At 36.7% G+C, this 22497-nt stretch carries 35 protein-coding genes, 1 tRNA gene and 1 CRISPR repeat array (1 of these 37 running past the window's edge); of the genes, 12 read left to right on the forward strand and 24 right to left on the reverse strand.

What is annotated here, in order from left to right; genetic code table 11:
- Positions 1-8: 8 nt before the first annotated feature.
- The 24 genes from B9T20_RS02035 to B9T20_RS02140 form a co-directional block, all read right to left on the reverse strand.
- Positions 9-1298, reverse strand: coding sequence for a terminase large subunit domain-containing protein (locus tag B9T20_RS02035; protein WP_094489585.1), 1290 nt, complete (start codon positions 1296-1298; stop codon positions 9-11).
- The gene (locus tag B9T20_RS02040; RefSeq protein ID WP_094489586.1) at positions 1264-1737 is read right to left on the reverse strand and encodes a hypothetical protein; all 474 of its coding nucleotides are present in this window, start codon (positions 1735-1737) and stop codon (positions 1264-1266) included. Before B9T20_RS02040 ends, B9T20_RS02035 begins: the two co-directional genes overlap by 35 nt.
- Positions 1738-1746: 9 nt before the next feature.
- Positions 1747-2088, reverse strand: coding sequence for a hypothetical protein (locus tag B9T20_RS02045; RefSeq protein ID WP_094489587.1), 342 nt, complete (start codon positions 2086-2088; stop codon positions 1747-1749).
- A gap of 151 nt (positions 2089-2239) precedes the next feature.
- On the reverse strand, positions 2240-2494 hold the full coding sequence (locus tag B9T20_RS02050) for a hypothetical protein (protein WP_094489588.1): 255 nt from the start codon (positions 2492-2494) through the stop codon (positions 2240-2242).
- Entirely contained in the window at positions 2487-2708 is a 222-nt protein-coding gene (locus B9T20_RS02055; protein ID WP_094489589.1) for a DUF2644 domain-containing protein, read from the reverse strand. Before B9T20_RS02055 ends, B9T20_RS02050 begins: the two co-directional genes overlap by 8 nt.
- A gap of 66 nt (positions 2709-2774) precedes the next feature.
- The gene (locus tag B9T20_RS02060) at positions 2775-3566 is read right to left on the reverse strand and encodes a DNA adenine methylase (protein WP_094489590.1); all 792 of its coding nucleotides are present in this window, start codon (positions 3564-3566) and stop codon (positions 2775-2777) included.
- 54 nt (positions 3567-3620) lie between these two features.
- Complete coding sequence (locus tag B9T20_RS10305; protein ID WP_094488350.1) at positions 3621-3752, reverse strand: Com family DNA-binding transcriptional regulator; 132 nt, start codon at positions 3750-3752, stop codon at positions 3621-3623.
- A gap of 460 nt (positions 3753-4212) precedes the next feature.
- Entirely contained in the window at positions 4213-4707 is a 495-nt protein-coding gene (locus tag B9T20_RS02070) for a M15 family metallopeptidase (RefSeq protein ID WP_094489591.1), read from the reverse strand.
- A gap of 67 nt (positions 4708-4774) precedes the next feature.
- Entirely contained in the window at positions 4775-4933 is a 159-nt protein-coding gene (locus B9T20_RS10110) for a hypothetical protein (protein ID WP_158520514.1), read from the reverse strand.
- A 73-nt stretch (positions 4934-5006) separates the two neighbouring features.
- A complete protein-coding gene (locus tag B9T20_RS10165) occupies positions 5007-5180 on the reverse strand; it encodes a hypothetical protein (RefSeq protein WP_199415209.1) in 174 nt (57 codons plus the stop codon).
- 74 nt (positions 5181-5254) lie between these two features.
- Positions 5255-5331: transfer RNA gene (locus B9T20_RS02075), tRNA-Ile, on the reverse strand.
- 404 nt (positions 5332-5735) lie between these two features.
- Entirely contained in the window at positions 5736-8360 is a 2625-nt protein-coding gene (locus tag B9T20_RS02080; protein WP_094489592.1) for a DEAD/DEAH box helicase family protein, read from the reverse strand.
- 2 nt (positions 8361-8362) lie between these two features.
- Positions 8363-10264: a site-specific DNA-methyltransferase gene (locus B9T20_RS02085; RefSeq protein ID WP_094489593.1), complete on the reverse strand. Its 1902-nt coding sequence runs from the start codon at positions 10262-10264 to the stop codon at positions 8363-8365.
- A gap of 508 nt (positions 10265-10772) precedes the next feature.
- Positions 10773-11288: an ImmA/IrrE family metallo-endopeptidase gene (locus tag B9T20_RS02090; RefSeq protein WP_094489594.1), complete on the reverse strand. Its 516-nt coding sequence runs from the start codon at positions 11286-11288 to the stop codon at positions 10773-10775.
- Positions 11289-11290: 2 nt separating this feature from the next.
- Positions 11291-11656 carry a helix-turn-helix transcriptional regulator gene (locus tag B9T20_RS02095; protein WP_094489595.1) on the reverse strand — a complete coding sequence of 122 codons (366 nt, stop codon included), beginning with the start codon at positions 11654-11656 and terminating at the stop codon, positions 11291-11293.
- A gap of 142 nt (positions 11657-11798) precedes the next feature.
- Entirely contained in the window at positions 11799-12275 is a 477-nt protein-coding gene (locus tag B9T20_RS02100; RefSeq protein WP_094489596.1) for a hypothetical protein, read from the reverse strand.
- Complete coding sequence (locus B9T20_RS02105; RefSeq protein ID WP_094489597.1) at positions 12276-12707, reverse strand: hypothetical protein; 432 nt, start codon at positions 12705-12707, stop codon at positions 12276-12278.
- A complete protein-coding gene (locus tag B9T20_RS02110) occupies positions 12704-13000 on the reverse strand; it encodes a Ref family recombination enhancement nuclease (protein ID WP_094489598.1) in 297 nt (98 codons plus the stop codon). Before B9T20_RS02110 ends, B9T20_RS02105 begins: the two co-directional genes overlap by 4 nt.
- A gap of 16 nt (positions 13001-13016) precedes the next feature.
- The gene (locus B9T20_RS02115; protein ID WP_094489599.1) at positions 13017-13487 is read right to left on the reverse strand and encodes a recombination protein NinB; all 471 of its coding nucleotides are present in this window, start codon (positions 13485-13487) and stop codon (positions 13017-13019) included.
- Positions 13480-13749 carry a hypothetical protein gene (locus B9T20_RS02120; RefSeq protein ID WP_094489600.1) on the reverse strand — a complete coding sequence of 90 codons (270 nt, stop codon included), beginning with the start codon at positions 13747-13749 and terminating at the stop codon, positions 13480-13482. The genes B9T20_RS02115 and B9T20_RS02120 overlap by 8 nt, the downstream gene beginning before the upstream one ends.
- A 34-nt stretch (positions 13750-13783) precedes the next feature.
- Complete coding sequence (locus B9T20_RS02125; protein ID WP_148138445.1) at positions 13784-14287, reverse strand: hypothetical protein; 504 nt, start codon at positions 14285-14287, stop codon at positions 13784-13786.
- Positions 14268-15191 carry a hypothetical protein gene (locus B9T20_RS10170; protein WP_199415210.1) on the reverse strand — a complete coding sequence of 308 codons (924 nt, stop codon included), beginning with the start codon at positions 15189-15191 and terminating at the stop codon, positions 14268-14270. Before B9T20_RS10170 ends, B9T20_RS02125 begins: the two co-directional genes overlap by 20 nt.
- Positions 15188-15466 carry a hypothetical protein gene (locus B9T20_RS02135; RefSeq protein WP_094489602.1) on the reverse strand — a complete coding sequence of 93 codons (279 nt, stop codon included), beginning with the start codon at positions 15464-15466 and terminating at the stop codon, positions 15188-15190. The genes B9T20_RS10170 and B9T20_RS02135 overlap by 4 nt, the downstream gene beginning before the upstream one ends.
- Positions 15467-15472: 6 nt before the next feature.
- Entirely contained in the window at positions 15473-15700 is a 228-nt protein-coding gene (locus B9T20_RS02140) for a YdaS family helix-turn-helix protein (protein WP_158520516.1), read from the reverse strand.
- Positions 15701-15856: 156 nt separating this feature from the next.
- On the opposite strand from B9T20_RS02140, the gene B9T20_RS02145 reads away from it, so the two are divergent.
- The 12 genes from B9T20_RS02145 (at position 15857) to B9T20_RS02185 (ending at position 22198) form a co-directional block, all read left to right on the forward strand.
- A complete protein-coding gene (locus tag B9T20_RS02145; protein WP_094489604.1) occupies positions 15857-16510 on the forward strand; it encodes a LexA family transcriptional regulator in 654 nt (217 codons plus the stop codon).
- A gap of 80 nt (positions 16511-16590) precedes the next feature.
- On the forward strand, positions 16591-16785 hold the full coding sequence (locus B9T20_RS10070; protein WP_094537107.1) for a hypothetical protein: 195 nt from the start codon (positions 16591-16593) through the stop codon (positions 16783-16785).
- Entirely contained in the window at positions 16745-17566 is an 822-nt protein-coding gene (locus tag B9T20_RS02150; RefSeq protein ID WP_094489605.1) for a hypothetical protein, read from the forward strand. Before B9T20_RS10070 ends, B9T20_RS02150 begins: the two co-directional genes overlap by 41 nt.
- Before the next feature lie 216 nt (positions 17567-17782).
- Positions 17783-17986, forward strand: a complete 204-nt coding sequence (locus B9T20_RS10115) for a hypothetical protein (protein WP_063454798.1) — start codon at positions 17783-17785, stop codon at positions 17984-17986.
- A gap of 168 nt (positions 17987-18154) precedes the next feature.
- The gene (locus B9T20_RS10120) at positions 18155-18307 is read left to right on the forward strand and encodes a hypothetical protein (RefSeq protein WP_158520518.1); all 153 of its coding nucleotides are present in this window, start codon (positions 18155-18157) and stop codon (positions 18305-18307) included.
- 2 nt (positions 18308-18309) lie between these two features.
- Positions 18310-18483 carry a hypothetical protein gene (locus B9T20_RS10125; RefSeq protein ID WP_158520520.1) on the forward strand — a complete coding sequence of 58 codons (174 nt, stop codon included), beginning with the start codon at positions 18310-18312 and terminating at the stop codon, positions 18481-18483.
- A 2-nt stretch (positions 18484-18485) separates the two neighbouring features.
- Positions 18486-19295, forward strand: a complete 810-nt coding sequence (locus tag B9T20_RS02160) for a DUF1351 domain-containing protein (RefSeq protein ID WP_094489606.1) — start codon at positions 18486-18488, stop codon at positions 19293-19295.
- Positions 19288-20118 (forward strand): RecT family recombinase, encoded by an 831-nt coding sequence (locus B9T20_RS02165; RefSeq protein ID WP_094489607.1) that lies wholly within the window; start codon positions 19288-19290, stop codon positions 20116-20118. Before B9T20_RS02160 ends, B9T20_RS02165 begins: the two co-directional genes overlap by 8 nt.
- The gene (locus B9T20_RS02170; RefSeq protein ID WP_094489608.1) at positions 20108-20800 is read left to right on the forward strand and encodes an MBL fold metallo-hydrolase; all 693 of its coding nucleotides are present in this window, start codon (positions 20108-20110) and stop codon (positions 20798-20800) included. Before B9T20_RS02165 ends, B9T20_RS02170 begins: the two co-directional genes overlap by 11 nt.
- A 143-nt stretch (positions 20801-20943) precedes the next feature.
- Positions 20944-21432 (forward strand): single-stranded DNA-binding protein, encoded by a 489-nt coding sequence (ssb, locus tag B9T20_RS02175; protein WP_094489609.1) that lies wholly within the window; start codon positions 20944-20946, stop codon positions 21430-21432.
- 13 nt (positions 21433-21445) lie between these two features.
- Positions 21446-21895: a hypothetical protein gene (locus tag B9T20_RS02180; protein WP_094489610.1), complete on the forward strand. Its 450-nt coding sequence runs from the start codon at positions 21446-21448 to the stop codon at positions 21893-21895.
- A gap of 21 nt (positions 21896-21916) precedes the next feature.
- Positions 21917-22198, forward strand: coding sequence for an AlpA family transcriptional regulator (locus tag B9T20_RS02185; protein WP_094489611.1), 282 nt, complete (start codon positions 21917-21919; stop codon positions 22196-22198).
- A gap of 68 nt (positions 22199-22266) precedes the next feature.
- A CRISPR array of direct repeats spans positions 22267-22497; the repeat unit is 28 nt; unit sequence TTTCTAAGCTGCCTATGCGGCAGTGAAC; it runs 2017 nt beyond the window's last position.

Consider the following 22497-nt stretch of genomic DNA (forward strand, 5'->3'; position numbering starts at 1 on the left):
TACTACCTCTAGAATGGCATTGAAGAGTGTCTTAATTGACGTTTAACAATAGGAAATAATTTGATGATTGGGTATGTACCTGCATCATTCACATGATCCACACCTGAGCTTTTATCAGGCTCTCCATACTTGTCATAGACTTGCTGTTCTAATCCTTCTGTAAATTTTGGACATCGATGTGTATTCACTAACAGGCGGCGTTTACCTTCACCATTCAATAACATTGCTTGCATCGCCATAATTCTGTCTTTGACCCTTGGGTTCGTCGTATCAACCACTAAAGTAAAACCCGCTTCTTTTAAAATGCTTAGATCAGAGTCACTGGCATTTTTAGAACTGGTGTTGTGGCCACTGGCATCAGGATAAATTCGAATGGCGCGATTGGGATAACGCTCTTTAAGCAAATACGCCATCGTCGGTGTATCTCTAACTTCTGTTAATTCATCAATCGCTATTGGATTTCCATCACGTATCACATATACAACCGCAGCCATTTGTAAAACGTTAAAGTCCATACCAATATGCAATGGCTCACCTGATTTTAACTCTGCATCAGAATGATTTAATTTACGGTCAAAATTGCTATAAATCGTGCCACTCGTTAGATTGACAAAGCGGCCATTTAAATAAGCTTCGATTAGCTGCTTTGGATATGACTCATAAAGCGATTCTATATATCCATCAGGTAGATTCTTTTCATTGTCATATGTACTGGCTTGCACCAATCCATATAATGCCTCTAGCTTTGGATTCTCTCGCACAGACTTAACAAATTGCTCATATACAAAATTGAAGCCTTCAGGTGTCGTTGTGACATCAATACCATTGCGCAAACCTTCCACTTTATATCTCATACGTGCGATGATCTTACGCCATGCTAAAGTGGCTTTATCTTGTTTCAAAATGTCGATTTCATCAACCATCGCATGGCCAATTTTAAATCCAACAATTGAAGATGGATTATCCATTGATCGACATATACAAACACCGCGATAAGTAGCCCCATTATAAAAATGAACCTCCTTGTCCGATGTTTTAATATCTACAGATAAACCCCAATGAAATGCGACTTCCTCCATCGTTTGATAAAAGATGTCTCTAATTTGAGGGAATGTTGGCGCGAAATAACCCGCATTAATTTTCGGGTATTCCCACATATGCTTTGCAATGCCCGCGCAACCTACCCACGTTTTACCACTACCAAAGCCAGCGACAAATGCTTTAAACTTTTTATCTAACGCAATAAACTTGGCTTGTGGCACATTAAGTTTCGGGCTTATCGTCTTGCTTTCTTGCATCTTGAACATTTACAACAATTTTAACGGGTGTGGCATCTAACTCTTCACTTACAGCCACAGGTTTATCTCGCCATTTATCGGGCTGTCTATTCTTGAGCCAAAATATCTGTGCCGTAGTATCTGGCATCGCTTCTTTAGTCGTTACAGACTTTTTCATGCCTTGTTCAGACATTTCATTCTTGGTTTCGATATATTGATATCCAATAGCTCTTTGAAAAAGAGATTTGGCAACCAACGCATCCGCATCAATCTTCCCTTTTTTTATGGACTCGCAAAATTCTTCATGTTCAAGTTTCCATCTGTTGATGGTTGATTCATCAACATTAAAGAAGCGTGCTAAATCTGCATCTGTTGCACCCAACAAACAATAATTAAAAGCGAGCTCACAATACTCATGCTTGTACTTAGTTGGACGACCAACTTTATTTTCAGCCGCCATAATTAATCCTTATTTACTTAACTGCCTTAGTTGTTGCTCGTGCTGTGCGCTAGACTTTTCAAGTGATCCCAAACGCCCTAACACTTCTTTATTCACGGTCTTGAGATCAAGTACATCATTTTTAAGTGTATTGATTGTGATTGTGTTCGCACTGTCTTGAAGCTTGATCGCAATAATATCTTTGGTCAGCATGTCAAACTTATTATCAATGCTCTCAAGATGTTTAACACTTTGCCCGTAAACTTGGCTAAATACCCAAATTGCAAAGCTCAATAATGCACTGCCTAGAAAGCCAGCAACAACAGTTGTTTTGTTATGTAACCATGTTTCAAAATTGACTTTATTATCCATTATCGGCTTCCTTATCTATGCCGTAGGACGTTTACAATCTCTATCGTATTTAATGATGTGCGATAGAATCCATCTCTTTGTTTCTAATGTTAATTGATCTTTGCGACTGATTGACCCTCGTTCCCATCCCGCACAGTTAATCGCCGCATAATCAATCTCTATATGCCTTGTGGCGCTCGAGCAGCTTATCAACATCAGACTCACTGCTAGTATTGATACTGTTTTTATCATCTTTCGTTTTCTTCTCTTGATCGTTGATGAATTGCAGCTCCTCATGTTTGCTTTTATGCTGCTTGATTTGCTCTTTTTGTTTTTCGATCTTTTGGTTCTTACTTTTGAGTAAGGCATAAAAAAAGGCGGTTAAAACGCCCCATGCGATCAGCAGATACAATCTAAGTTTACGCATGATCTTTATCTCTTTTCATGGCAACAAAGCCTTTTGATGTAGCCGTTAAAGTCGCCATACTGGCAATAATCAATGCAAGCTCACTTGGCACATTCAGATCAAAAAACATTGCAGCAAAGAATCCACCACATAACGTAATCGCACTCATCATCTGAATAGTATTTGTCGTACTCAATCGCCCATTGTCATTTGTGAATAACTGCTTTATTTCCATCTAAATCTCCATATAAGCTCAGGCGCATGCCACAATTAGCAGCATCTAACCGCGGCATGACTGATCTTAGAAATTAATTCTGTAGCATAAATCTTCGTATTTTCGATCAGGGATTGGGCTCACAATCAACGAATGGCGCTCTGTCACATTGATACCCATTAAGTCCAATAACTCATCAGACTCTGATTTAGTACTAGAAAATAGAACCGCCTTTCTAGATCCCAATTCTTTGAATAAATGAATGGCATCAACAAGTTTAAACCTTGCATCATTCTTGACTGAATATCCCGTTTGGTTAGTCATGATATACGGCGGATCTGCAATAAAAACCGTATTTTCATGACCAGGGTATAAACTCAAAAGCTCTTTATAATCCATCCTGACACGTTCTACATTGGATAAGTAATCCTCGGCATTCAGCGGATTTTTAGGCGGGCTGATGTACCATGTTTTGTTGGCCAATGAATCAAAAGAGTGGCAATAATTGCCTGAGAATAGAAGCCAACTCGACACGGTAATAAAATCTGTTGTACCAGATTCTTTAATCAATTTGAGTATGCCATCTTTGGCTGCCCCACTTAATTTCGTACCTTTCTCAAAGACGCTACACGCCTTGGCAATCTTTTGACGCAAAGCTTCAGTTTGTTCAATTTGATTCAATCGCCCCTGATAGTTATCAAAATCATTCCAAATCACACGGGCATTCGGGTTATTTCTTTTGATCTCATGCGACAATATGCCACTGCCACCGAATAGATCAATCACAGTCATATGATCAAAATTGATTTCGTTAATCAAACGCAGCCAATTTCTCTTTTGGCCTAAAAATGGTAATGGAGCTTTTGTATATTTCTTCATGAACACCTCATTGTTTTGATGCTCGAGGCATTCAACATTAGGCGCTCTAGGCACTCACTTCTTTAAAATATTCATAGATTTACATCTAGGACATTTTATTTTTAATACGCTGTATTCAGCATCACATAACTTCTTATTACAATTTGCACATCTCACTTCTGTTAAAACTTTCTTTTTTCTTTCCATATTAACCTGATAAAATTACTGCCCCTGCAGGGGGCGGCCTTGCGTGCTTGCGCAATGGGTTAACTGGTCTCTCAGTTGACTACTGTAAGAAGTGTTGGCGCATTTCTTACAGTGCCGTCTTAGCAGGCTTCTACTGCTTTGCCCACCTTATTCACTTGATCTAAAATTATTTGTTCTGATGTTAAATGCGTATCTAGATAACTTTTTGTGCTGACTGTTTAGTCCACAAAAAAGCCCCAATTAAGGGGCTATTCGAACAACTACTGAGCACCAAACAGAAATCCAAATGGGCTCAGTGTCTTGCATGTGATAGGAAATCTTTTATTGTAGTCATTAAGATCCATCGAACACATCCAATAAGACTGATGTAAGATTGATATCAATACAATAATCATTCCAATAGTGGTAAATACTATTTTAAATTTATTCATGCTGATGCTATACACTTAGGGCAGCTAATCTAAAACTGTGGATATTGTGGTGACAATGGTAACTCAAAATGCGGACCATCCGCAAATGCTCGTTGGCCATTACGAATGCGCTGATCAACATAAGCCTGCTGCGCTTGCTTTGTTGTCATGCCCTGAATATCAGAAAGCAACTTATCCCAAACGCCACCCCAACGCACAGGAATCTTTAATTCAATCGATGCTTGGCGTACAGCTTCCGCAATTGCATAGCATCCATCCCAATCCCAGCGAAGTTGGCCACGAATCAGCGGCACTAAATCCACAGCATGAGCATAGCCATCTTTGCCTATTAAATGACGGGAACCATGCAATGTGGTCGATGTACCTTTGGCATAATAGGCTTTTTGTTTCGTGATTGATCGAACACCTTCAAAGACTGTGAAATCTTGCTGAGTGATCTCAATGGCTCGTTCTACAATTGCAACTAAATCAGGATGAACCCCGATTAAATTATTCTTTGATTTTTTCCCTAACTTAAACCCCATATTTCACCCACAAAAAAGCCCCAATTAAGGAGCTTATATAAATTAATCAATTTGAAATGAAAACTACTTATAATGTTTTATCAATATAAGTTACATGTTTGCAGTCGCTGCAAGTGAAAGAATCCGTGTACTCTTCTTTTATTGCCCATGTTCTTTCAAAATCTACAATATTTGTACCATTACACTTCTCACACTGTAGAGCTTCGCCAATTTCTTCATCACACATGATGAACTCCTTATTTTACGCCTATCAAATTGTAGGCAGGAGCAATATAGCCGTGACTTTTATTATTAGCAAATCATAAAGTACAAGCGCCACCTGCACAGCTATTGTCCTCAACTTCTTCATAAGGCTGTTTTTCAACTTTAGCTACTTCAACTCGCTTTGAAGCGCATAACACACAATCATCACCTGATTGATCATTGAAGAATGATTCTAATAACTCTTTTTTACATGTATTGCATTTTCTCATAATCAATCGCCCCACAATGTAATCAATAGAGATAGCCAGGGCTTACATAAATGCAGAAGCATCCTGGGCAAATTTGGTGTGCCTTGTTGGACTCGAACCAACGGCCGCTCGATTATGAGTCGAGCGCTCTAACCAACTGAGCTAAAGGCACTATGTTCGTTGATATGCTCAACGATAAGCAATTGCGCATCGTCACCTGATGCAAGGATATTGCCCTGAAGTATTATCGGAGGAATTCATGCAATATTGCTGGTGTTTATTTGCCATGTATTAGAGCTCTGAGTAGCACCGCCAGCTGGCTCTTTCAGATTCATGGACTACTATGGTCGCAGTCGTATGTGTCTCTGATATTTATACTTTATTTCAGGCATAAAAAAAGACCGCCACGGCGATCTTTCTAAGAATTTATTTCGATCAAAATCTGATAGATACAATTTTTGACCATAGTGTTATATTAACATAAAAGTGCCTATTTGCAAAAAGTTATAAAACCTAGATATTAACAAAACCTCTCCAATATCTATTGAAGAGGCTTCTTAATAAAGTTAAGTATAATTACAACAATAATGATTGTTCCTCTAAAGGTTTTCCATCATAAAGCTTATCTTCAAAGTCTTTAATAAAATCTTGGCGCTTACTATCAGCAAAGAATTTAATACCTACTAATCGAATATCTTCATTTTCATCTAAAATGATTAAATCCTGATTATTAATGGTTTCTAGCATTCTTTCTTTCCAAGCATCATCTAATAAGCGATCATCGCCTTTGGGCTCTAAAAATACTTGATAATATGCATTGTCTGCTTTACCAGTCATGATTAAGATAAAATCTGGCATAAAGCCACGAACACCATTAAATTCTCTTAATTTAAAGCCCGTAGATTGTTCATCATTGCGTATAAGATAAATGTCTTCATATTTATCTTTAAGCTTATCAATAAAACGCCCCATCAATTTTACTAATTTATGTTCAAGCTGATTTAAAATAGCTTGATCAAATACATACCATTTCTTACCAATAGTTGGTTGTGCATCAATTCGTTGATTCACGTATGTTGCAGGATTCATATCTATGTATGTGCTGTAATCACAAATAAAATCTTTAAGTGGCCTACTTATAAAGCGGTATGTACCCATCACTCTATTGAAATTACGACGAATATTATCTGCAATTCGTGCCAATACAGTTTCTAATAATTGCAATTTTTCTTTAGCCGTTAGGTCATCTAATGTGACACTATATGGTAAAGTGACATTAATGACTAAATCCCCTAAATAATCTGTACTGGTGATAAACTCTTTAATACTGCTAAGCATTGGAAAATAAATTTTCAAATTTTCAAAAGTGAAAAAATTAAGCTTCTGCAACGCTTTGAAATAATATCTTTGATCCAATTTTAATGTTTCAATATGAGTACGTTGCTCTACATAATCTTCTATATGATCTAAAGAAATTTCCTGTGCCGCTTTATAACTTACCTCGAAATGAGTTTCTAGTGAATAAGACGCCCATGTTCTAGTACTGTTATCCACTTCAACCACTTCGTTATAGAACAGTTTCCCATGTTGATAAACATTAGATTTTTTAAAGTCCTCTTTTAATCTGGCATGTTCAACTTTCCCCAATCCATCCAGATGCGCCATAATATCCGCATTATCTAGTGAATTATGGAGTGTCTTAATATATGCGGGTTCATTAATCGTATGATAATGAAGTTGCTCTAATACTGCCAAATCACTAATGCTAGTATCAAAACGGCGTGTATAACTTTGATCATTTTGATATTTAAATGGATAATATCTCGCACCACGCCCAATTAATTGGGCTTCACTATCAGTACTTGTTTTAGTATTAGATGCTTTTTCGCTAATTCTTACAATGTCATAAAGGTTTAATACATCCCAACCCTCATTGACTTTCGCAACTGCAAAAATAGCTCGAATAGGGTTATCAATTTCTTCTAAAGTATTCAATAAAATAGGATATTCCTCTAATAAGTCGCTTTTATTGACATTTAAAAGATTCATTTCATTAAAGTCATCCTTAATCGCCCCTATAATAGTGATTAAATCATCTTGAGCATAACGCTCTATAACTTTATGCCAAATACTAGTAGATGAGCTTACTTGTGTTTTTTTCTGTGCTAGATGGGATTTAACTATTTCGGGGGTTAAAGATTCGATGATCTGTATAAAATCATCTTGTTTTGCCTTTGACACAGCAATCTGATTAGATTTAAATAAAATAATCGGTTTAAAACCATGAATACCATGATCTAATGCCACCATTTTACGATATTGGCTTAGCAATACAGCATCTAGCATTTTGTCATTATCTTCTTGGTTGGCTTCTAATAGCATGACTTTTTTAGAATAACCATCCATCATGAATTGTTTCAAATCATATTGATAAACAATCTTATCCTTGTATTTCTGATAAATATCTTTGTTATCTAAATTAATCGTTGCCGTAAATTCCAATAAGCGATTTTTGGCTTGTAACGCAAGAATAGAATCTATGGTTTTTTCCCACGTTAGTTCCTCATATTCTGCCGTATTCTTAGCTTTACCTTTCGCCTTGGTTTCAGCATTAAAATGATGAGCTTCATCGCCTAGCAATACTAATTTTTGTTCTTTCAATTCATCAAAAGTTACGCTGTTTTCTTTTGGACTATTCAATTCATCATGTATTTTATGAATGGTTGAAAGCTTCAGATAGATCGTATTTTTATTAGGTAGCGTTGGAAAAGTTTCCACCGCTTCAATGGTGATCTTTTCACCATCAATCTCTATATGTTGGCTAAATAGGTATTTGGATGACAAAGTATTTAATAAATTCTCTTTCGTCTTTTGGATAATTGCGTCCGTATGAACAAAAAAGATAAAGTTCTGATAGCTGTATTCTTTAAACATATAGAGAATAGCACCCGCCATCACCATCGTTTTGCCTGCACCTGTTGCCATATTAAACAGCAAATGCTTATAGCGTACATCCGCTTCTTTATTGCTTTGTGCATAGTGCAAATAACGCAATGCTTCATCTTGATAAGGTCGCAACTGATCTTTTAAATTATCCTTAATATAATTCGGGACTTCATAGTTTTCTGAAAAAAGCCCTAAATTATCAGCTTGCTTAAACTGATTAAAAAGCAGTTCTTTGTTTATAGGTTTCTTAGCCATGATTAATCCTTCTCATAAAAGCTATGATTAAAGGCTTGATCTGTTTCTGAAACATTCAATGTTCTATCTTTAATTTCAGAATAGCTAACATACAATTGATTTTTATCGAGCAATTCAATGAGTAATTTCTTTTGTTCATGAAGCTCTAACTCATCAAAGCCTACCAATCTCGGCATTCCATCCATTTCATAAGATGCTTTTAATACTTTATTTAAATCAGCCTGATAGTTAAGATGAGCATTATTCTTCATCTCTTCAAAAATAGCCGTTAGCGCTTCATAATCATTGGCATTTTCAATTTTATGAATGAATTGATAGTTAAGTTCCATCATTTCAACATACACAAAACTCCCGCCACCTTGCCACTCAACATTTTTAGAAATACCACCCTGTTCGCCTTCAATCACTTTTTGTAATCTTGGTACAGTGATTTCATTGATATAATCCATCTGTTCAATACCAATATATCTACGCCCCATTTTATGCGCGACTGCTGCCGTTGTTCCACTGCCTATAAAAAAATCCAGTACAAGATCATTAGTATCATTAGTGGCCAAATTAATTATATGATTAATCAGTAGCTCAGGCTTAGGTGTAGAAAACAAGCTCGTAACAGGTATATCTGGAAAAAGTTTTTTTAACTCATATTTAGCTTTTCGAGTATGTCCTGTTTTTTCTAAACAAGTCCATAAATTTGAGGGTGGGAGCCCTTCCATGTCATTCAAATATGTTCTTCTAATTACTCGAGTTTGATCATCAGAAAATCGTAATTCTCCAGTTGCAAATTTCTCATCCATAGTAGCTTTAGACCACCGCCAACCATTTGCAGGATGTTTAATAATGTTCCCATTCGGTGCTGTAATATCAAATTGTAAATTAGTTCTTAGTCCCGGGTTATTAATTGGATTACCATCAAACCATGGTCCTCTAGGGTCATTATCAGGATTTTTAAAATGTGTTCTTTTTTCAAGATCATTTAAAAATATAGGCTTCCAATCAGCCTTTTTTGAATAAACAAGAATATGATTAAAGTCCTCTGAAAAAGTTAAAGCATTATTATTGCTATTATCAGAATGTTGCCAAGCAATCATATTTAGAAAACATGATTCACCAAAAATAGAGTCTGCTAACACTTTTAAATAGCTTATTTCTATATCATCTAATGTAATCCAAATACTACCATCATCGCTTAATAAATCTCTCGCAACTTCAAGACGATTTTTCATAAAAGTCAGCCACGTAGAACGATTAAAACGATCGTTATATTTAAAGCTATCATTACCCGTATTATAAGGTGGATCAATGTAGATAAGCTTTACTTTACCTGCATAGCGTTCTTTTAAAGAATGAAGTGCAATGAGATTATTACCTTTAATAATGAGATTATCTTCATCACTAAAATCGGTAATATTCTCTTCAATGCCATCTTTGGTATAGCGCTTTGTCTTGGTCAGTACTTTGGGAGCAAAAAGACGATCAATCTCGTCGCGGGCAATGACTTCGTTGTAATAGATTTCATCTTTACCTTGATCTTCTTTGGTCATGCCACCTTCAAGAACGCAATCTTTAAAAGGAAAGTCTAAAACCACATCGCTATTATAATTGAGGTATTTGCCTTCACTAGTTAAACCTACCATATTTCGGTATTTGGTGAAGCTATCATTCCAAAACTCTTTATATTTTAAAAGGCTTGTGAGTTTCTCAAAATCAAACAAAAGAACATCATCAATTTCTGTACTGTAAAGCGACTTAATTTTATTATTGCTAATTAATGCCTTAATAAGATTAGGCTCTTTTTGATTAATGGCATCTACTACCATTGAACGATGTAATTTTTCGCCATCCCAAAATTGAGGAAATTCCTTCAAAACTCCATTGAGTGCTTTAATTAATTCTGTATCCATTTTCGTCCTAGAGCTATACATGCATGTAAAAATGACGATTATGATACTAACTATGTTGGCGTTTATAAACTATAAAGTAACTTATATAAAGCTTTCATACATGTGTTGATCTATCAGAAACTTGCAATATCTGAGAAACATACAACACAGCCACAATATATAAAATATTGTGGCATTCAAATCATCATATATCACATTACTAACAGCGAACTAAGAAACACCACGCTTGATATCCATAATCTCTAGCGTCAAGGATTTTACCTGAATTGCCGCGTACCTTTCTGGTTCTACAACATACCCAACGGTATCCCTTAGGTGCTGGTTTCGAATTGATAGCTTTTAAACTCATACATAAAACACCTCCTTTCTAAGAGAAATTTTAAGTCTTGTCTAAACTACTCGTATCTATTACAATACTAAGCCCGTAATATTTAGAAAGACCGATGATGCCTCTTAGTATCATCATCTTATATAATGGTTCTTATGAGTGCGAATCATAAGAACCAGGTTATTTTATATGCTTCTTGTGCCAAATTGATGCTGCTTGCCAACTTACGCCGAACATGTCTCTTACCTCCCCTATTTGAGTTTCGGAATTACAATAATCCACATCCATTAAAAATGATGATGCAAAGGTATCTGCTTGCCATTCAGCATCTTCATATATTTTGTGATTCCCTGATGATCTTGCAAAAGCACTCTGTTCTTTATGCATCACCAAATGCCCTATCTCATGTGCCACTGTAAATCGTGCTCTACCATCTCCAAAGCATGCGGCGTTATAGGTAGATTCACTTAATAAAATTTTGTTGCGATCAGGGTAAGTTAAAGCATACTTACCCTTTAAACGAATGTCATCAGGCAGACAAATTTCCAACATATCATTACAAATGAATTTTTCCATTAAGTCTTCTAAATCTACAAAGGGCTTATTTATTTTAAACACCTTTCTAACACTCTTCGCAAGCTCTCCAATCTTTGCCGCCGACATTGGACTGACACGGATAGACAGCTCTCTTTGCATATTTAATTACCCCGCGATTTTAATACATTTAATACATCGTCTAACGCTGACTCATCTAAATCATCAAATTGTCGCGCAAACGCCAAAAAAACTTCCTTCTGCTTGTTATTAGCATCCTCTAAGTTAACCTGTATAGACTTTGCTTCTGTCTCAACTAATTGCCTCATTTCTTCTAATGCTTCAGTAGTGAGATCATAACAATTTTGCAATTTATAGATCATATCACTTGGAACAGCACGCTTTCCTAATTCGATTGCCGACAAGTACCCTGAGCTAATACCCAGATCTTCCGCCATCTTTCTTAATGTCGATCCGTGGTCTACTCTGAGTTTTCGGAGCAATTTTCCAAAACTTGTAACACCACTCATAACTTAAAATCTCCTTGAATTAAAATGTCTCTAGGTTAAAAACCTCTACCTTGAGTAATCGTAATACTAGCAAGGAAAACCAAAATCGTCAACACGGCAATAAAAATATTCAACAGTGTTGACAAAGTAATCATAGCACAACTTACTGTAAAATTAGATGTTTTATGAAAAATATTTTTCCTTGACGAATATATCTTATACTCACTCCTAGCTTTAAACGCATAATTACTGATGTCATACTTTCTTTGCTCTGGCGTTTTAAATATGATTCGCTCAATACATAAACATATCGTTTACCAATATGAGTGCTCTTCATTTTCTCAAATGCCCTGATAACAGCCAATACAATTTCAGGCGCTTCTCTACACCCAATCGGCGGCATAGATCCTGCTGGCATTTTTGGCATATCCTGACTAGCTAATGGAGAATTTCCATAGCCTATACTCGTTAATCGCCACCTTGCCCATGCCTCCAAAGCATGATCAGCAAGCTTTAACATTTCTCTATTAGATTTTCTTTCTTCAACCTTTTGACGTTGCTGTTCAATAAATAATTCACTCTTTGGCGTGCGATACCCAACAACCTCTCCACCTTTTTTAATCACTCCATGCTCAATCACTTATTGTCTCCCATAAATTAGCATTGCGGCATCACGGCCATGTTCATTTGTTCTATTAGTCCAACCTGTCAATCTGATAAATTGTTCGTGTGATAATTTTGTGCGGTTATATTTAGGTGCGATCAATTCATAGGGAATTTGCTCACGTTGCAAAAATTCTTCCCACAATTCAGCATCTCGTTTAACACTGCCGACACCCATACGAGCAGCTTGCACTTTCTTCTCATCTGAACCAAACCATGTACGCAATCTTGGATCTTCCACATAAACTTTGAAGTCAATTTGATTATCTTGCTTATAACGTTCAAACAAGCTCTTTACAGCCATCACCGCATCCCAAAACCTATATGACTTAACCTCTGATAACTTGCCACCCAGTGATAAAGCAAAACCTGTTTTTTTACCCACATCAATTCCAATCATTACTTTCATCTTGAGTTATCCTGATTAAGCAGTTGGTTGATCTGTGCTAACAATTCACGCTCAGTACCATATTTACTCTCAAAAGCCTGTTTGCCCGCATGAAAAGCAATGCCATGCCCACCTGTTCGATGGTGAGCATGGCATAATGGAATCACTTCAAAGTTACTGGCTCTTTGCGACATTCCCTGTCCGTTTCTGACATGATGAATTTCTGCTGCTGTTCTTCCAAAACCTTCATTACGACAGACAATACAACCTAAAGCGGCGACTTTTGCTAAATGTCTTTTTTCTTCTTTAGTCATCCATCTTCCTCACCGCTTATAATCCATCTCTTAAATTCAACCCGTATAAGCTTGGATCAGTTAAACAATGTTCCCATTCCCCTTGCTGCATCTCAGTTAAAGCTTGGGCAAATTCTTTAGTGCTTAACAGTCGACTCGAAGGTAAAAGACTTTGACCAAGTGCTTTACACGTGTATTCATACCCACGCAATTTCTCTATTTCCTTGATCAATTCATAAGTTTCAACGGCATCTTCATTATCGCTAGTGGCCATAATGGGTAAGAAATATGCGTATTTACAACGCCCTGCCTCATATTCAATGCCAGCTTGAGTCATATTATGAATATCCTTAAACCACTTATGCATTAAGCGATTTTGCGCATGGCTGCGATCTTCTTTGCGATTTGAAATATTAACCATAGGAACACCATCCTTAGACTGAATATCGCGGATATAAGCAATCACACGTTGCAAAATCGCATTGTTTTTCACGTAAAATCTAGCCATGTACTCTCCTCATAATTGCTGCGATACCATTAAACAAATTTGACGCTTTTTCATCCTTATAAAACACGGCGCTTGGGATATGTCCAACGCCATAGATTTCTTTTAATTTTGAGCCTATTTCGTGCGTTATATCGACGTTAAAGACCCCATCTATACCGTCCAATTTATCTTTCAATACATCCGAACTATCAGAATCGTTTGTGAATATGATGATTGCATCTTTGATGTCTGATAATTGCTGTAAGCTTGTTACCTCTATCATTTTTGCCTCTACATACGTTTTTCAAAATCAATTATTAATTCGTTATTGGGGTATTTTCTGCAATGCGCATAAATTCAGTTAAGCTAAAGCCCTGCTTTGGCAACGGCTTGTGTTCAATCTCAACAGCAAATTCTGGCAATTGACCACCAGCATTCAAATGCTTCTCTAGTGCAGCAATGCCTTTTCGCACAAGCATTTCAGCCTTAGCTTGTGTAGCGCTTTGGATCTCACCACCAATCATGCTCATGATGAATAATGCTTCTCTACTTCGTTTGAGCCCCAATTGCTTCAATACGGATTCCGATGACCAATAAACACACGTTTGATACATCACATCAAAATCAAAACGTTCATCTTTGCAGTACGCTAAAAACTCGGGTAACGTTGGCGGAAATGTTTTGCCACTTTGTGCCACTTTTTCTAATCCCATCATCACCTGTTTAGCCGTTAAACCTGATAATCCTGCTTTCCATGCCATATTTTCGCTAGCAATCTCACCAAATGAGTTAGTCCAAAGCTCACCGTACATTTGGCTCATAAACTCCCAGATTTGCTCGAGCGCCTGAATTCTGCGCTGCTCTTTGCGCTCTTGCTCTCTCATTTGCAATTCGTACTCGTTCAACGGCTGACAATTTACGGTTTGGATTGCTTGAATGGGTTGCATGATTAACTCCTTCTGCTACTGGACGATTGGCATATTTGTTTTCATAAACTTTGATGAAATTATTTGGACGTAAAAACCAAGTGAAATCCATTACCCAGCCCTTAGATCCACCGCCTTTTAAAAATTCTGATTGATTGGCGATATCAATCGCCTCGAGAACTTGCTCAAGTGAAAATTCTTTAATGCGAGCTTTTAATAACTTTTCGCGTTGACTGCCTGAAACAATAGCTTTGATTTGAACAAAGCCAGAAGCGTTCCATTTGTCGATGATTTGCTGATGAGCATTTTCTGGTAGGTTATTACTACTACCACTACTACTAGTATTTATATTAGTATTATTATATGTCGGATTTATTTCCGAGTTTTCTCGGATATTTTTCCGAGTGTCGGATTTATTTCCGAGGTTTTTCGGATTTATTTCCGAATCATTTCCACTAGACTCGGATTTATTTCCGAGCGTTGGATTCAATTCAGAATTCCACTCTTTACCCTTGCTAGTTAAAACAATACAATCCTTCCCTTCATGCTTCACATACAAGATCAAGCCCTTCTCTACTAACACTTTTAATGCTCTATAGACGGTATCTTTCTTCGAGTATGCGAGTGGAATCTCTGAACAAATTTTATTTTTGGACACCCAATAAAAAACTTTGCCATCAATGTAAATGGGATCTGCCCAACTGGATGACTGATTTAATAAATCAAAAAGTGCCCCTTGTTGAAGATTTAACCCCCACTCAAGGCATTTTTGATTATTGATATAAGAAATTAGTCTCATGATCTTCTCCCATGAGTTTTTTTCATCAACTCTTCTCTGATACGTTGAGCTTGCTTAGTACGCAAGAATTTCGGACAGATCCAGTATTCCTTGTATCGAACAACAGAACCCTGTGGATGAATCGTTACAAACTCGTCTTGAATGTGATATTCATAACGTTTTTCAGATACGCGAGAACGAAATGCGCCATAAGCAAATTGAACCATTGCTTGGCGATCACTTAATCTGTTACCGTTGAATAGATGCAACCAGATGTAATCTAAATTCGTAGCCATTAGAAATCACCCCTCTAAACCATCATTGGTAATGTTCTGTGGTTTTGAATTGAAATAATCAGTCCAAATTTCTTCTTTTGGAATGCCTGTAATATTTTCAATTTTGAAAGCGTGTTTTATAGGTGGAACTTTATATCCCCTAGCTTTCCAATGAAGTACTGCTGGTCGAGTAATGTCTAGTTTTTTAGCCAACTCTGTGGCTCCACCAGCCTTTTTAATAATCAAATCTATCATGTCGCTCATATGCAATCTCACACATATTTAAAACAGTAAAATTGTTACTTATGTAATTAATTTTGTCAATACTTATGTAATATTATTCGTTACTTTTGTATATTGCCTTGTGTTACAAAAGTAACTAAATTACATATTAATACAAGGAGATTTATTATGTTAAAAGATCGTTTATACCAAGCTAGAAAAGCAAAAAGATATTCTAGAGAAGCCCTAGCAGAAAAGGCGGGGGTTTCCACGTCGACTATTACATTCTTAGAAAACGGTCGTAATGAAAGCTCTAAGTTTTTAGTTGAGATCGCCAATGCACTAGATGTCTCAGCTGAATGGCTCAAAGGTGAAAATGTCAAAGATGTGACAGCCACACCGAAACTAGACTCTTCCTTATCTGAGGCTCCAGATATAAAAGGTATGATCCCTGTTATATCTTGGGTCGCTGCTGGAAGTTGGTGCAATATAGAATCACTATTACCAGATGATGCTATTCGTTGGTTGCCATGTCCTGTAGGTCATAGTAAAAACACATACGCATTACGTGTATCTGGTATCAGTATGTATAATCCTAATGGCAAACCTAGCTTTGAAGATGGTGATATTATTTTTGTTGATCCTGAAAAATCAGCAGAGAATAAATCTTGCGTTGTTGTTCGTTTAGATGATGATATTACCGCGACCTTCAAACAATTAATTATTGAAAATGGTGAAAAATATCTACAGCCACTAAATCCAAACTGGCCTGACAAAATCATTAAAGTAAATGGGAATGCTACGATTTGTGGAGTAGTAATTGGCAAATGGGTGGACATGTAAATATTTGCTTATATTTTGAACATTGAGATATATGTCAGTATAATAGCCACATTGTCTATTGATATTTAAAGAGGTTGAAAATGAAAGAAAATAAAAGCTTATCAAAGCTCTTTAAATCTTTAGTTCCTTCTAAATTCAGTGGAAAATCAGCTATGTCCTGTTTTATTTCTCAAATTGATGAACAAAATGCAGCTCATGATAAAAAATTTAAAAAAGTTGAAAAGGATATAGAAAATGCAAGAAAACGACCAGCACGAAAAAGACTCCCTTTATGATTTCATGTATGTTGATCTTGGCAAATTAAAATCATATTGCTCTCAACTTGACGATCTTGGTCTTTTAAATGCCATTACAACTTCTGAAACGACAGCAACCAATAAGACTCAAAAATTTGGAACGGGAAAGAATCCTTTCGCAGACCTATCAAGTGAAAGCAAAACAACAAAAAATGGCAGCTTAACGCATACTTTTGATCACATGGAATCATTGCCATTTAGAACTATTGAAATGATGAACGCTAAAAATCTAATTAGCCTTGATATTGAAAACACTAATTATGGGCAAATCATCTACATTTCAGGAAATGCCAAGATGTATGACCTGTCAATGCTAGCCTCTTCATGGGAAAATCTCATGAAGATGCATGAAAAAAATACCAACATATCTAAGGGAATAAAGCCAAAAAAGAAAGATTTATCTGATGAAGGTAAAATGATTGTTAATATGCTCGAAACAATGCCTCCTTTAATGAGTTTTAAGATTAAAGACGAAAATGGCAATACTGTGTGGGCTGCTTTGGAAAAACAGCATTTAATTGGCCATTCCTTCGGATATGCTCTTAAACATGGTGCTGCGTTGCGTGGCAAATGGAATGTACTCGGAATACTTGATGCTAAACCATATAATGATAATGAAGACATTGGAGATTATCCTGATGATGACAATGACATGTTATCCGCCCTCAATGTAATGGGCGTCGCTGTAAGAACTTTTATGGGAAGAAAGGAAAGTGAATTCGGAATTACGCCAATAGCCATATGGCGAATGCTTGAATAATAGATATGAAACACAACCACCTTCGGGTGGTTTTTTATTACCCAAAATACATAAAATAACAATTACTCTATAAAAAACCTACCTCATAAGTAATTATTTTTGTTACATAAACGCACTAAAACTCAAAATAATTACATTAAATTGTTACATAAGTATTGACACACAATGTTACATAAGTAATAATTTATCTTGTAATAAGAAACAACGAGGTGAATTATGAAGTACCTAATAATTCCAGCCCTTACTGCCATAGCTTTTCACTTTGCCTTTGATGATGCCCTATTAAAGGACATCCAAACAGGCAAAAAACTACTGATCTGCAATGGCAAGCATGTTGCCCCAGAAATGGTAACTGGTTTCTCAGATGGAATTTGGTGGTTTCGCAATGGATACGCAAAAAATTGTGAGGTGAAGCAATGAATTTTGAAATACATCCGAATTATGGTGACCCGTACTATGACATCCCACAATGCGTTGAGTGTGGCGCAGATGTACCAGAGTACAGAGCCGAGATTGACGAGGAAGGCTATATAGAAAGATGCCTTTGCTCAGAGTGTAAAAAACTTTATGAGTAATCAAGGAAATATCATGATCAAAATCAAAAACATCACAAACGACGGTAAAACAACAACATTTGATATCTACAAAGTTATTAATGGCAAAGAGGTCTATCAATCAACGGATACGCTCTACAAAGTTTTTAGAACTGAGCGTTCAATTCTGAAGGCATTGGGGTACTAATCATGATTGATAAGGGCTCAATTAAAAACATCATTGAAACGTATAAAACTACGCAAAAAGAGCACAAAGAGATGGCAGAACAAGCAACTGACAACTGTGCGAAAACATATTTAACAACGATCGCTGACACCCTTGGCGATGTTATCGAAGATTTAGAAGCTTTATTAGGGGATTAGTTATGAATGAAGCATTAAGTCAAAACTTGCCCACAATTGCGCAGAAGCCAATTATTGAGTACTCAAAACTTGAATGTATTGGTGAATTAGTTAAAGAAAAAATTGCTAGCATTGGCATTGATAGCATCGAAGCAACAGAGGCTAATCTATCTGTTTTGAAATCAATGAGGGCGGCATTAAATAATCAATTCAAAGACTTTGAAGATCGTCGCAAGTTTATCAAAGACACTGTTTTGAAGCCGTATGAAGATTTTGAAGCGCAATATAAATCATTCATCACTATTAACTTCAAAAATGCTGACGACCAATTGAAGAGCAAGATCACAACAGTTGAGTCAGGCATTTTAAACGAGAAAATCGATGGCTTAAAAGCGTTCTTTTCTGAGAATAATCCATTTGATTTTGTGAATTTTGAGCAACTTGGATTGAAAATCACCAGATCAGCAAGCGATAAATCAATCAAAGAGCAAATTGGCGCTCGCATCAATCAAATTAGCTCTGATATTGAGACAATTAAGACATTACAGCACAAAGAGCGTGTATTAGCTCAATATCAAATGAGCTTAGATTTAAACGCTGCCATCTCTTCAGTAAACATTGCAATTGAGCGAGAAAATCAGATTGAGGCAGCTGAAAAAGAAAAGGAAGTCATTCAGCAAGAAGCACCACCAGCAATTGAAGAACCTAAAGAAGCTACCGAAGTCGTTGCAGATACTGAGCTTTATAAGACTTCATTCAAAATCATTGCAACAAAACAACAGATTAGAGATTTAAAACAATTCATGGAAGAAAGAGGTATTAGATATGAGTAATCAAGTGCAAAACACACCAGAGGTACAAGGTGAAGAGAGATTAAAAGGCGTTTTAAGCGGAATGATTAAAAAAAGTATTTCCGTATTTCCTGAAGGTGTGAACGCAGAGTTATTAAAAATAAATGCCTTGGTTCACATAGAGCGCAATCCATCATTGTTGGAGATTGCGAAAATTGAACCTGTCAGAATCGCTCAAATTGTCTATAACTTTATTGCGCTTGGTTTGGATATGCTTAATCGCGAGTGCTACATCGTTCCTTTCATTAAAAACAGAGGACGCGCTGATCAGCAGATTGAGCTAACGATATTAAAGGATTACAGAGGTGAAATTAAATTAGCCCGTAAATATAGCGTTGATCCAATTCGTGAGATTTTCGCGCGAGTTGTGTATGAGAATGATGAATATCACTTCAATGAGTTGGGTCACTTTGTACACACCTTTGATCCATTTGATGTGGATCGTGGTGCCAAAAAGGGGGCATATTGCACAGTCGTTTACAAAAGCGGTGTGCAACAAACCGAATTTGTGAACGTTGAAGAAATCAACAAGATCAAAAGCGTTTCGAAGTCTGCCGGATACCCAAATTCACCATGGAACCGATGGGAAGATGAAATGTGGCGAAAAACTGCAATCAGAAAAGCAATGAAAAATATCTCGTTAGACTTTGGTAGCAGTGAAGCAGCGCGTGCTTATGGGGATACTGATACAGACGTTGATTTCAGTAGTACACCACCAACCCTACCGCAAATCAAAGCGCAAAATGATGCCTTTGAAAATGTAGTTGAGTCAGAAGCCAAAGAGGTTAATTTCAATGACATTTAAAGTGATTGAAACGGGAAGCAGCGGCAACTGCTTCCTCTTTGGGGAGCTCATGATCGATTGCGGATTGCCATATTCAAAAATCAAAGACCATGTAAAGCCAAACGTGCTATTGACTCACTGTCACGGCGATCATTTCAACAATAGCACTATTAGAAAGCTCTCAACTAATCATGATGTGACGTTCTATGCCCTGCCTTATTTGTGCGAAAGACTTCAAACGATTGGTATTGATAATTTTGTGCCTATTGAAGTCGGCAAGGTTTATCAGATTGGGGAATACAAGGTTAGTCCTGTTATGGCTTATCACGATGTTGAGAATGTTGGTTATCGAATCATGTACAAAAGCATTAAGCATTTTCACATTACTGACACAGTCACACTAGAAGGCATTACGGCACGAAACTATACCAGCGCAAGCATTGAGTGCAATCATTGTGAAATTGCAGCATTGCAGCTGATAGAAACAGCTAGACAGAATGGCGAGTTTACCCACATGACTAGAGCAATGAATACACACTTAAGCGTACAGAAAGCTATTGAATTCATTTTAGAAAATGACATCAAAAATATGACACCCATTCATATTGGCATATCCACAAAGGATCAAGTTATGTACGCGCTTAATCAGATCAGAAACAAAGTGAATATTGAAGAGGAGGCTCTTAAAAATGAAATCCATTAAAGAATTAGAGATCTTACGACACAAACTTTATCAACGCCGTAACAAAATGATGCACATGGTCGGATCACCAGCATACGCAGCGCTGATTAAAGATATTAAAAGAGTTGAACATGAGTTACACGAATTAAGCAAAGAGGTCACAAATGGCTAGAGGTATCAATAAAGTCATTCTCCTGGGTCATTTAGGAAATGATCCAGAACTCAAATACATGCCAAACGGCAATCCCGTTGCAAACATGACAATTGCAACCTCTGAGAGCTGGAAGGATCGACAAACCAATCAACAGCAAACACGAACTGAATGGCATAGAGTTGTCGTTTTTGGCAGATTAGCGGAAGTGGCACAACAATATTTACGCAAAGGATCTTTGGTATACATCGAAGGACAATTGCAAACGCGTAAATGGACTGACCACAATGGCCAAGACCGCTATACCACAGAAGTCGTTGTGAACATTACGGGAACATTACAAATGTTAGACCGTAAAAATAACGGTAATGGCAGCGAACAACATAACAGCAATTCACGTACATATTCCAATGCGCAATCCACCAACGGCTTAAATGAATATGACATGCAAAATGTTATGAATAACGCCTTTGATCAGTTTGATGATGACATACCATTTTAGGATTAGAGTAGTTATGATCTTTGAAAAACGTTTAAGACATCAATATGAATGGACAGCAGGCAAAGAAAGATCTTTTTTGAATAAACCAACACGTGACTTTAAAAAAGATCTAAAAAAAATGCCTTTATTGGCACCAGTATTAGAGATCTCAAAAAATGTTCTTTCTCTAGATGATGAAAAGAAAAGACGTATTTTAGCTCATATTGAATACGATCAAAAATTAAGAGATCGTCATGCTAAGCGTTGGAGAGCTGCACGACGTATTTATTTTTCTTTATCTGAAGATTTAAAACAAGAAATAATGAAAAAGTGGAACGCTAAAATTTACCCATTGACCTCTGTAAACTTTGCTCACCTTGTTGATGTTGTAAGTGGTAACCAAGCAAAACGATTAGCAGAAATATCTGCTAAAGAACAACAAGAAAAATTGCTCAAACAATCACAAATTGAGCTGTTTGCCTAAAAATTATTGATTGGAGAGTATATGACAACGATTCAAGTACAACTCGATCCAAATGCCTCAAAGAGAATTGAAAACATTGAAGCAATGGTACAAAATATCATCTATCAATTAAATTCTGAAGATGAGCCTTTGGAGACAGACCGATTTTTAAGAATCTCAGATGTATCAAATATCATAGGGTTTAATAAGAAATGGATCTATGAAGCCATTCAAAAGGGGCGATTCCCTGCCCCAATAAAATTTGGTACATCTTCACGCTGGAGATTGTCTGATATAAAAAAATGGGTTGATTCTCAGAAATAAAGGTACATATAAGGGTATATTAAAAATATACCCTTATTTTTTAGATAAAAATCAATAGCTTAATTTAATACCAAAACTTCCTGTGCGGCAGTGAACTTAATATTGGAATAGATGTCGGCGTCAAAACATTTCTAAGCTGCCTGTGCGGCAGTGAACCAAATGCTGAATTACTAGCTGTTCATGAGTTCTTTCTAAGCTGCCTATGCGGCAGTGAACAGCGATTTGTCAGCTCTATCATGCGCGCACGCTTTCTAAGCTGCCTATGCGGCAGTGAACGTAGCGTTGTGCTTGGAATGGCT

The organism is Wohlfahrtiimonas sp. G9077 (assembly GCF_002252155.1).
Lineage (GTDB): Bacteria > Pseudomonadota > Gammaproteobacteria > Cardiobacteriales > Wohlfahrtiimonadaceae > Wohlfahrtiimonas.

Bases quoted from the DNA above. Each gene is read 5' to 3' on its own strand.
- B9T20_RS02035 (WP_094489585.1), bottom strand. From the start codon at position 1,298: ATGCAAGAAAGCAAGACGATAAGCCCGAAACTTAATGTGCCACAAGCC.
- B9T20_RS02040 (WP_094489586.1), bottom strand. From the start codon at position 1,737: ATGGCGGCTGAAAATAAAGTTGGTCGTCCAACTAAGTACAAGCATGAG.
- B9T20_RS02045 (WP_094489587.1), bottom strand. From the start codon at position 2,088: ATGGATAATAAAGTCAATTTTGAAACATGGTTACATAACAAAACAACT.
- B9T20_RS02050 (WP_094489588.1), bottom strand. From the start codon at position 2,494: ATGCGTAAACTTAGATTGTATCTGCTGATCGCATGGGGCGTTTTAACC.
- B9T20_RS02055 (WP_094489589.1), bottom strand. From the start codon at position 2,708: ATGGAAATAAAGCAGTTATTCACAAATGACAATGGGCGATTGAGTACG.
- B9T20_RS02060 (WP_094489590.1), bottom strand. From the start codon at position 3,566: ATGAAGAAATATACAAAAGCTCCATTACCATTTTTAGGCCAAAAGAGA.
- B9T20_RS10305 (WP_094488350.1), bottom strand. From the start codon at position 3,752: ATGGAAAGAAAAAAGAAAGTTTTAACAGAAGTGAGATGTGCAAATTGT.
- B9T20_RS02070 (WP_094489591.1), bottom strand. From the start codon at position 4,707: ATGGGGTTTAAGTTAGGGAAAAAATCAAAGAATAATTTAATCGGGGTT.
- B9T20_RS10110 (WP_158520514.1), bottom strand. From the start codon at position 4,933: ATGTGTGATGAAGAAATTGGCGAAGCTCTACAGTGTGAGAAGTGTAAT.
- B9T20_RS10165 (WP_199415209.1), bottom strand. From the start codon at position 5,180: ATGAGAAAATGCAATACATGTAAAAAAGAGTTATTAGAATCATTCTTC.
- B9T20_RS02080 (WP_094489592.1), bottom strand. From the start codon at position 8,360: ATGGCTAAGAAACCTATAAACAAAGAACTGCTTTTTAATCAGTTTAAG.
- B9T20_RS02085 (WP_094489593.1), bottom strand. From the start codon at position 10,264: ATGGATACAGAATTAATTAAAGCACTCAATGGAGTTTTGAAGGAATTT.
- B9T20_RS02090 (WP_094489594.1), bottom strand. From the start codon at position 11,288: ATGCAAAGAGAGCTGTCTATCCGTGTCAGTCCAATGTCGGCGGCAAAG.
- B9T20_RS02095 (WP_094489595.1), bottom strand. From the start codon at position 11,656: ATGAGTGGTGTTACAAGTTTTGGAAAATTGCTCCGAAAACTCAGAGTA.
- B9T20_RS02105 (WP_094489597.1), bottom strand. From the start codon at position 12,707: ATGAAAGTAATGATTGGAATTGATGTGGGTAAAAAAACAGGTTTTGCT.
- B9T20_RS02110 (WP_094489598.1), bottom strand. From the start codon at position 13,000: ATGACTAAAGAAGAAAAAAGACATTTAGCAAAAGTCGCCGCTTTAGGT.
- B9T20_RS02115 (WP_094489599.1), bottom strand. From the start codon at position 13,487: ATGGCTAGATTTTACGTGAAAAACAATGCGATTTTGCAACGTGTGATT.
- B9T20_RS02120 (WP_094489600.1), bottom strand. From the start codon at position 13,749: ATGATAGAGGTAACAAGCTTACAGCAATTATCAGACATCAAAGATGCA.
- B9T20_RS02125 (WP_148138445.1), bottom strand. From the start codon at position 14,287: ATGAGCCAAATGTACGGTGAGCTTTGGACTAACTCATTTGGTGAGATT.
- B9T20_RS10170 (WP_199415210.1), bottom strand. From the start codon at position 15,191: ATGAGACTAATTTCTTATATCAATAATCAAAAATGCCTTGAGTGGGGG.
- B9T20_RS02135 (WP_094489602.1), bottom strand. From the start codon at position 15,466: ATGGCTACGAATTTAGATTACATCTGGTTGCATCTATTCAACGGTAAC.
- B9T20_RS02140 (WP_158520516.1), bottom strand. From the start codon at position 15,700: ATGATAGATTTGATTATTAAAAAGGCTGGTGGAGCCACAGAGTTGGCT.
- B9T20_RS02145 (WP_094489604.1), top strand. From the start codon at position 15,857: ATGTTAAAAGATCGTTTATACCAAGCTAGAAAAGCAAAAAGATATTCT.
- B9T20_RS10070 (WP_094537107.1), top strand. From the start codon at position 16,591: ATGAAAGAAAATAAAAGCTTATCAAAGCTCTTTAAATCTTTAGTTCCT.
- B9T20_RS02150 (WP_094489605.1), top strand. From the start codon at position 16,745: ATGCAAGAAAACGACCAGCACGAAAAAGACTCCCTTTATGATTTCATG.
- B9T20_RS10115 (WP_063454798.1), top strand. From the start codon at position 17,783: ATGAAGTACCTAATAATTCCAGCCCTTACTGCCATAGCTTTTCACTTT.
- B9T20_RS10120 (WP_158520518.1), top strand. From the start codon at position 18,155: ATGATCAAAATCAAAAACATCACAAACGACGGTAAAACAACAACATTT.
- B9T20_RS10125 (WP_158520520.1), top strand. From the start codon at position 18,310: ATGATTGATAAGGGCTCAATTAAAAACATCATTGAAACGTATAAAACT.
- B9T20_RS02160 (WP_094489606.1), top strand. From the start codon at position 18,486: ATGAATGAAGCATTAAGTCAAAACTTGCCCACAATTGCGCAGAAGCCA.
- B9T20_RS02165 (WP_094489607.1), top strand. From the start codon at position 19,288: ATGAGTAATCAAGTGCAAAACACACCAGAGGTACAAGGTGAAGAGAGA.
- B9T20_RS02170 (WP_094489608.1), top strand. From the start codon at position 20,108: ATGACATTTAAAGTGATTGAAACGGGAAGCAGCGGCAACTGCTTCCTC.
- ssb (WP_094489609.1), top strand. From the start codon at position 20,944: ATGGCTAGAGGTATCAATAAAGTCATTCTCCTGGGTCATTTAGGAAAT.
- B9T20_RS02180 (WP_094489610.1), top strand. From the start codon at position 21,446: ATGATCTTTGAAAAACGTTTAAGACATCAATATGAATGGACAGCAGGC.
- B9T20_RS02185 (WP_094489611.1), top strand. From the start codon at position 21,917: ATGACAACGATTCAAGTACAACTCGATCCAAATGCCTCAAAGAGAATT.